Origin of the sequence: Rhodopirellula maiorica SM1, assembly GCF_000346295.1 — a bacterium.
GTDB lineage: Bacteria > Planctomycetota > Planctomycetia > Pirellulales > Pirellulaceae > Novipirellula > Novipirellula maiorica.
In genome coordinates this window covers 23095-29323 of the sequence record NZ_ANOG01000770.1, presented here as the reverse complement: position 1 = coordinate 29323, position 6229 = coordinate 23095, and the positions used below count along the sequence as shown (strand labels likewise).

General features: G+C 52.8%; 6 protein-coding genes and 1 pseudogene. All 7 read left to right on the top strand.

Annotated features, from left to right (window positions below; all coding sequences use genetic code 11):
- A partial coding sequence (locus RMSM_RS25060; protein WP_144057940.1) for a polysaccharide biosynthesis protein occupies window positions 1-877 on the top strand: 877 nt, incomplete at its 5' end.
- Between the two features lie 95 nt (window positions 878-972).
- Window positions 973-1824, top strand: coding sequence for an ABC transporter permease (locus RMSM_RS25055; protein ID WP_008703128.1), 852 nt, complete (start codon window positions 973-975; stop codon window positions 1822-1824).
- A gap of 34 nt (window positions 1825-1858) precedes the next feature.
- The gene (locus RMSM_RS25050; RefSeq protein WP_008703126.1) at window positions 1859-2851 is read left to right on the top strand and encodes an N-acetylneuraminate synthase family protein; all 993 of its coding nucleotides are present in this window, start codon (window positions 1859-1861) and stop codon (window positions 2849-2851) included.
- Entirely contained in the window at window positions 2844-4127 is a 1284-nt protein-coding gene (neuC, locus tag RMSM_RS25045; RefSeq protein ID WP_008703123.1) for a UDP-N-acetylglucosamine 2-epimerase, read from the top strand. The genes RMSM_RS25050 and neuC overlap by 8 nt, the downstream gene beginning before the upstream one ends.
- A complete protein-coding gene (locus RMSM_RS25040) occupies window positions 4106-4822 on the top strand; it encodes an acylneuraminate cytidylyltransferase family protein (RefSeq protein ID WP_008703120.1) in 717 nt (238 codons plus the stop codon). Before neuC ends, RMSM_RS25040 begins: the two co-directional genes overlap by 22 nt.
- Entirely contained in the window at window positions 4819-5784 is a 966-nt protein-coding gene (locus RMSM_RS25035) for an NAD(P)-dependent oxidoreductase (protein WP_008703118.1), read from the top strand. Before RMSM_RS25040 ends, RMSM_RS25035 begins: the two co-directional genes overlap by 4 nt.
- Window positions 5748-6178: pseudogene (locus RMSM_RS42110) on the top strand (asparagine synthetase B family protein); the annotation flags it as partial. The gene RMSM_RS25035 and the pseudogene RMSM_RS42110, both read left to right, overlap by 37 nt.
- Window positions 6179-6229: the final 51 nt, after the last annotated feature.

The following is a 6229-nucleotide window of genomic DNA, read 5'->3' as shown; positions in this document are numbered from 1 at the left end:
TGACATTAGCGATCAGCATCGCATGCGAACGCTCTTTGAAAACTACCAACCAGAAATCGTGTTCCACGCGGCGGCTCATAAACATGTTCCGTTAATGGAATTGAATCCATCACGTGCATTAAAAAACAACGTATTGGGCACCGCAGGTTTAGTGGACCTTTGTCACGAGTATGATGTCGAGCGTTTTGTCATGATATCAACCGACAAAGCGGTCAAACCGACTAGCATCATGGGAGTCTCTAAACAGTTGGCCGAACGGTTCGTGCATGCCAAAGCGGAAGTATCAAAGACGAAATTTGTAGTCGTCCGATTTGGTAATGTATTGGCATCCGCAGGTAGCGTTGTTCCCATCTTTCAAGAACAAATTGCCAATGGCGGACCGATTACGATTACTCATCCTGAAATGACACGCTTCTTTATGACGATCCCCGAAGCGTCTCAGTTGGTGCTGCAAGCGTCCAGCATGGGCAAAGGAGGTGAAATATTCGTTCTTGACATGGGTAAACAGGTCAAAATTCTCGACTTGGCCAAAGACCTCATTCGCTTGTCCGGTCTAAACGAAGACGATATTAGAATCGAATACACAGGTATTCGCCCAGGCGAAAAACTGTATGAAGAACTCTATATGGAACACGAGGAAATGATGCCCACTCTTCATCCCAAGGTGAAGACGGCCTATCACCAATCGTTCAGCTCCGAGGAAATTCGCGAACTGCTTCAGAAACTTCAATTGCTAGTCGGTGAAGACGATGTCGTGATTCGAAAAACGATGTGTGAAATGGCAATTGCGTTTCAATATCCAAATTACGAAACACAGACTGAGGAAGCGGCGATGGGAAGTGATAGCCTTGCCACCTCTGCCGAACCGATCGGATAAGCGAACCGATCGAATAAGATCGAATAAGATCAAATACGAGTATCGATGATAGCCAAACAACACCCGATGGCGCAAGCGAGTAGACCAGCAACACGATGAGCACAGCGATTGAAGCAGACCCGATCAGCCAAGAAGTCATTCGCATTCAACCCGCCAAGGGTTGGATGCCACTGCGGTTGGGTGAATTATGGGAATACCGTGAACTGCTGTACTTCCTCACCTGGCGTGACATCAAGGTCCGCTACAAGCAAACCTTGCTTGGTGCGGCCTGGGCGATCATTCAACCACTTAGCACCATGGTGGTATTCACGCTTTTCTTTGGCAAGCTTGCAGAAATGCCATCGGACGGTGTTCCTTATCCTATTTTTTCGTTTGCAGCATTGGTCCCTTGGACGTTTTTTGCCAACGCAATGGTGGCATCCTCGAACAGTCTGGTTCAAGGCTCTAATCTATTGAAGAAGGTTTACTTTCCGCGATTGGCTTTGCCGATCTCCACGGTGCTTGGCGGTATAGTGGATTTTGCCTTGGCCTTTTCCGTATTGTTGCTGATGATGCTTTACTTCGGCATCGCGCCGACGTGGAATGTGCTCGTGCTGCCCTTCTTGTTGCTACTCGCATTTATGACATCGCTGGGGGTCGGATTGTGGCTTTCGGCGATGAATGTTCGCTATCGTGACGTTCGCTACGTGCTGCCATTCATCACCCAGCTTTGGATGTTTGCCACCCCAGTGGTTTACCCTAGCAGTATGCTAGAAGAACCCTGGAGAACGCTTTACGGAATCAACCCGATGGTAGGCGTCGTGGAAGGGTTCCGCTGGGCGTTGGCCGGAACCGACACCGCACCGGGACCAATGATTGCCGTTTCCACCGTCGTTTCGATTCTGATTTTAATTTCGGGCGCATTTTATTTCCGTCGTATGGAGAAGTCCTTTGCCGACGTCGTCTGACATCGGAAGATTATCCCTCGGGGATGATGCTTGTTTGATCATCGCTGAAGTAGCGCAGGCTCACGATGGCAGCCTCGGTACGGCGCATGCCTATATCGATGCCATTGCCAAAGCGGGTGCGAACGCGGTGAAGTTTCAAACTCACATCGCGTCTGCGGAATCGACTCCCGGCGAGCCATGGCGAGTCAAGTTCAGTCCGCAAGACGAAACTCGTTACGAGTACTGGCAACGGATGGAGTTCACCGAGTCTCAGTGGCACGGATTGAAACAACATGCCGACGAGGCAGGACTGTGGTTTCTCAGTTCGCCTTTTTCCAGCGAAGCAGTAGAGCTATTGAGCCGGGTAGGGGTTGCCGCTTGGAAAGTTGCATCCGGAGAAGTCGGCAACCTGCCTATGCTACAACAAATGGCAAAAACACAGCGACCATGTATTTTGTCGACGGGTATGAATCCGATCGAAGAAATTGACGCAGCGGTGAAAACGGTTCGCGAACACGATGCCGAGGTCGCGGTGCTGCAGTGCACGACGTCCTACCCCTGTCCGCCGGAAAAGATCGGGCTGAACGTAATGGAACAACTGAGAACTCGATACGAATGTCCGGTGGGATTATCGGATCACTCCGGCACGATCTATCCCAGTTTGGCCGCCGCGACGTTGAATGCCAATATTCTCGAAGTGCACGTCACGTTCAGTCGCGAGACGTTCGGGCCGGACGTTCCCGCGTCGGTCACGACCAGCGAACTGGCTCAATTGGTCGAAGGGGTGCGTTTTATCGAAACGATGAATGCCAATCCTGTCAACAAAGATGCGATGGCAAAGGAATTGACGCCGCTGCGTGATCTGTTTGGAAAAAGTGTGGTGACGCGTCATGACTTGGCTGCGGGAACGATCCTCAGCCCCGAACACTTGACACTGAAAAAGCCTGGCAATGGCATTCCAGCAAAACGTTTACCGGAAATCTTCAATCGAAAGCTGAAAGCTGCGGTTGCCGCCGACACTCTGTTAGCCGAGGACGATCTTGAGTAATCACAGCGAAACCAATGGGGCGCGACGCAAAATCTGTGTGGTGCTTGTCGACCGTGCCAATTACGGACGTTTAAAACCGGTAATGCAGTCGATTGCATCACGTCCCGAGTTAGATCTGCAGGTGCTGGCGGCTGGGACGATGGTCTTGGAACGGTTCGATCTTCCGGTACGAGTCGTGGAAAAAGACGGCTTCAAAATCAGTGGTCAAATTTATGTTGAACTCGAAGGTTCGAACCCCACCACGATGGCGAAATCACTGGGCTTCGGCGTCGTGGAATTCGCCAGTGAATTTCGGCGACTCGATCCTGATGTCGTCTTGATCATCGGAGATCGCTACGAAGCACTCGCGGCGACAATGGCGGCGGCCTACATGAACTTGTGCATCGCCCATATCCAAGGCGGCGAAGTCTCCGGTTCGATCGACGAAAGTGCTCGGCACGCGATCAGCAAATTCGCTCATTTCCATTTCCCAAGTACCGATCGGGCCGCCGACTATCTGATTCGGATGGGTGAAAAACCCGAGACCATTCTTAGCATCGGTTGCCCGAGCAGCGACATCGCACGCACGCTAAAACGACGTGATTGCCAGGATTTAATCAACTCCAAAGGCAGTGGGGCTGCGATCGATATCAACAACCCTTACGCCCTGGTGATCTTTCACCCCACGACGACCGAATACGGCGGCGAGGCAAGACAGATGGAGTCACTGCTCACGGCGCTTCACGCGGTGGGCATGCCAACGCTCTTGATGTGGCCTAACATCGATGCCGGCAGCGATCACGTCAGCAAAACCATTCGGCGATTTCGTGACAAACACAACCCGACTTGGTTGCGTACGCTGATCAACTTGATGCCCGAAGACTATTTACAGGTGCTCGCCAATGCCACTTGTGCGATCGGCAATTCGAGCAGTTTTGTACGTGATGCCGGCTTCTTTGGTACCCCCGTGGTCTTAGTGGGAAATCGTCAAGAAGGTCGCGAAACGGACCAGCATGTGACTCCTGTTGTTCCCGAAACGGATAAGATCGAACAGGCGGTTTTGGAACAAGTCGCCAAGGGACGTTACCCCGCAAGCCAGTTGTACGGCGATGGGTTTGTTTCCGATCGGATCGCCGAATCCCTTTCCCAGCTGAATCCTTACGTCCAAAAACGATTGGACTACATTTACCGCGAAAACGAAGCCGCCGATTCCTTAGCAAGCGACAGTTCATCGTCCGCCCAACCAGCCGAATCCACCACCGGAAAAAGCAACGCATGCGTGTCCTTGGAATCGTAATTGCACGAGGCGGTTCCAAGGGCATCCCACGCAAAAATGTACGAGAATTGTGTGGGAAACCTTTGCTGCAATATACCGCCGAAGCTGCATTGGCCGCGAAGAAATTGACCCGAGTCGTGTTGACCACCGAATGTGACGAAATTGCATCGGTCGGACGAGCATGTGGACTCGAGGTGCCTTTCATTCGGCCCGCCGAATTAGCGAAGGACGACACACCATCGCTGCCGGTGATTCAGCACACGGTTGATTTCTTGCAGCAACAAGGTGATCGTTTCGACGCCGTGCTCACACTACAACCCACCAACCCATTACGGTTGCCGTCGGATATTGATGGTGCGATTGATCTTTTAGAAACCAGCGGCGCCGATTCGGTCATTTCGTTTGTCGACGTGGGTGAAAAACATCCGGCTCGGATGAAGTTTGTCGGTGAGGACGGACGTGTGATCGACCCGCCGTTCGCAGAAGAGTTCGAGGGTCAGCGACGGCAAGATCTCCGTCCGTTGTACCTACGCGAAGGCTCGATCTATCTGACACAGCGATCGGTATTGATGGACCAACATTCGTTCAAAGGCCAAGATTGTCGCGCATGGATCATGCCACCACATCGAGCATGCAACATTGACACCCCGTTTGACATGCAAATGGCCGAGTGGTTGATCACCTCGGGCATTGCCTGGGGCGAGGCGGTTCAATGACGACTCGTATCCTGGTCAGCGAATCGAGTCGTTTTTCGCCTGCCGCGGCTGCTCAGTTACAAACGATTGGCGAGGTAACCTTCGCTGATCTCGACCGTGCTGAACTTTTGTCGGCGATCGAGCATGTCGACGCGGTTTGGGTGCGACTGCGGAATCAAATCGACCAAGAAGTGCTCGAAGCGGGACGTCATTTGCAAGTCATTGCCTCGCCGACCACGGGACTTAATCACATTGATTTGGAAACCGCCGATAGACGGGGTGTGCGAGTCATCTCCCTGCGTGGCGAAGTCGACTTTTTGCGTGAGATCCGCGCCACTGCCGAGCATACCATCGGATTGATATTGTCGCTGTTGCGAAGATTACCTGCCGCGACCCAACATGTCACGGCGGGCCACTGGGACCGAGATTTATTTTGTGGACGCGAAATTCACGGCAAGACCATTGGCATTGTTGGCTTCGGACGCTTGGGGCGTTTGGTGGCAAAGTACTTACACGCCTTTGATACACGAATCCTTGCCGCTGATCCTCGCATTCATCAAAACGATGTGCCGGATTACGTTGAAATCTCCTCACTGAATTCGTTGTTAAAGCAGTCCGACATCGTCACGCTGCATGTCAACCTTTGTCCGTCGACGGCGAGCTTCTTCGGCCGAGAGCAATTTGAACAGATGCGTGCGGGAGCTTGGTTCGTGAACACCGCTCGGGGTGAACTCGTTGACGAAACCGCGATGTTGGATGCAATGCAAAGCGGCAAGATCGCCGGCGCCGCGGTGGACGTGCTCTGCGACGAACGTGCCGGTGGCATGTCTGACCACCCGCTCGTCGCCTACGCCCGCCAAAACCCACAACTGCTGATTACACCTCATATCGGTGGATGCACGACTGAATCGATGGCCAAGACGGAAATGTTTCTCGCAGAAAAACTATGTGCGGTATTGCAGGAATCTTCGGTAACTCGGTAGCCCGAGACGATCTCGACGCGATGGTTCGCAGCCAGCACCATCGCGGTCCCGATGCATCCGGTGTCTACATTGATCCGGCGCGAACGGCGGGTCTCGGTCACAACCGGCTTAGCATCATTGATCTGTCGGACGCCGGTGCGCAACCGATGAAGTCCGCGGACGGGCGATATCAGATTGCGTTTAACGGCGAGATCTATAACTACCTCGAACTTCGAGCCGAACTGAGCGATTATCCCTACCGTAGCCACAGCGACACCGAAGTCATCTTGGCGGCGTATCAACGGTGGGTGAATCATGCTTAGATCAATTTATCGGCATGTTCTCGCTGTTGATTTGGGACGAAGTGGAACAGCGATTGTTTGCCGCCCGCGATCGCTTTGGTGTGAAACCGCTGTATTACGCCAAATCATCCTCGGGCCAATGGATCGTGGCTAGTGAGATTCGT

Coding starts and splice junctions, on each gene's coding strand:
- RMSM_RS25055 (WP_008703128.1), top strand. CDS start 973: ATGAGCACAGCGATTGAAGCAGACCCGATCAGCCAAGAAGTCATTCGC.
- RMSM_RS25040 (WP_008703120.1), top strand. CDS start 4,106: ATGCGTGTCCTTGGAATCGTAATTGCACGAGGCGGTTCCAAGGGCATC.
- RMSM_RS25035 (WP_008703118.1), top strand. CDS start 4,819: ATGACGACTCGTATCCTGGTCAGCGAATCGAGTCGTTTTTCGCCTGCC.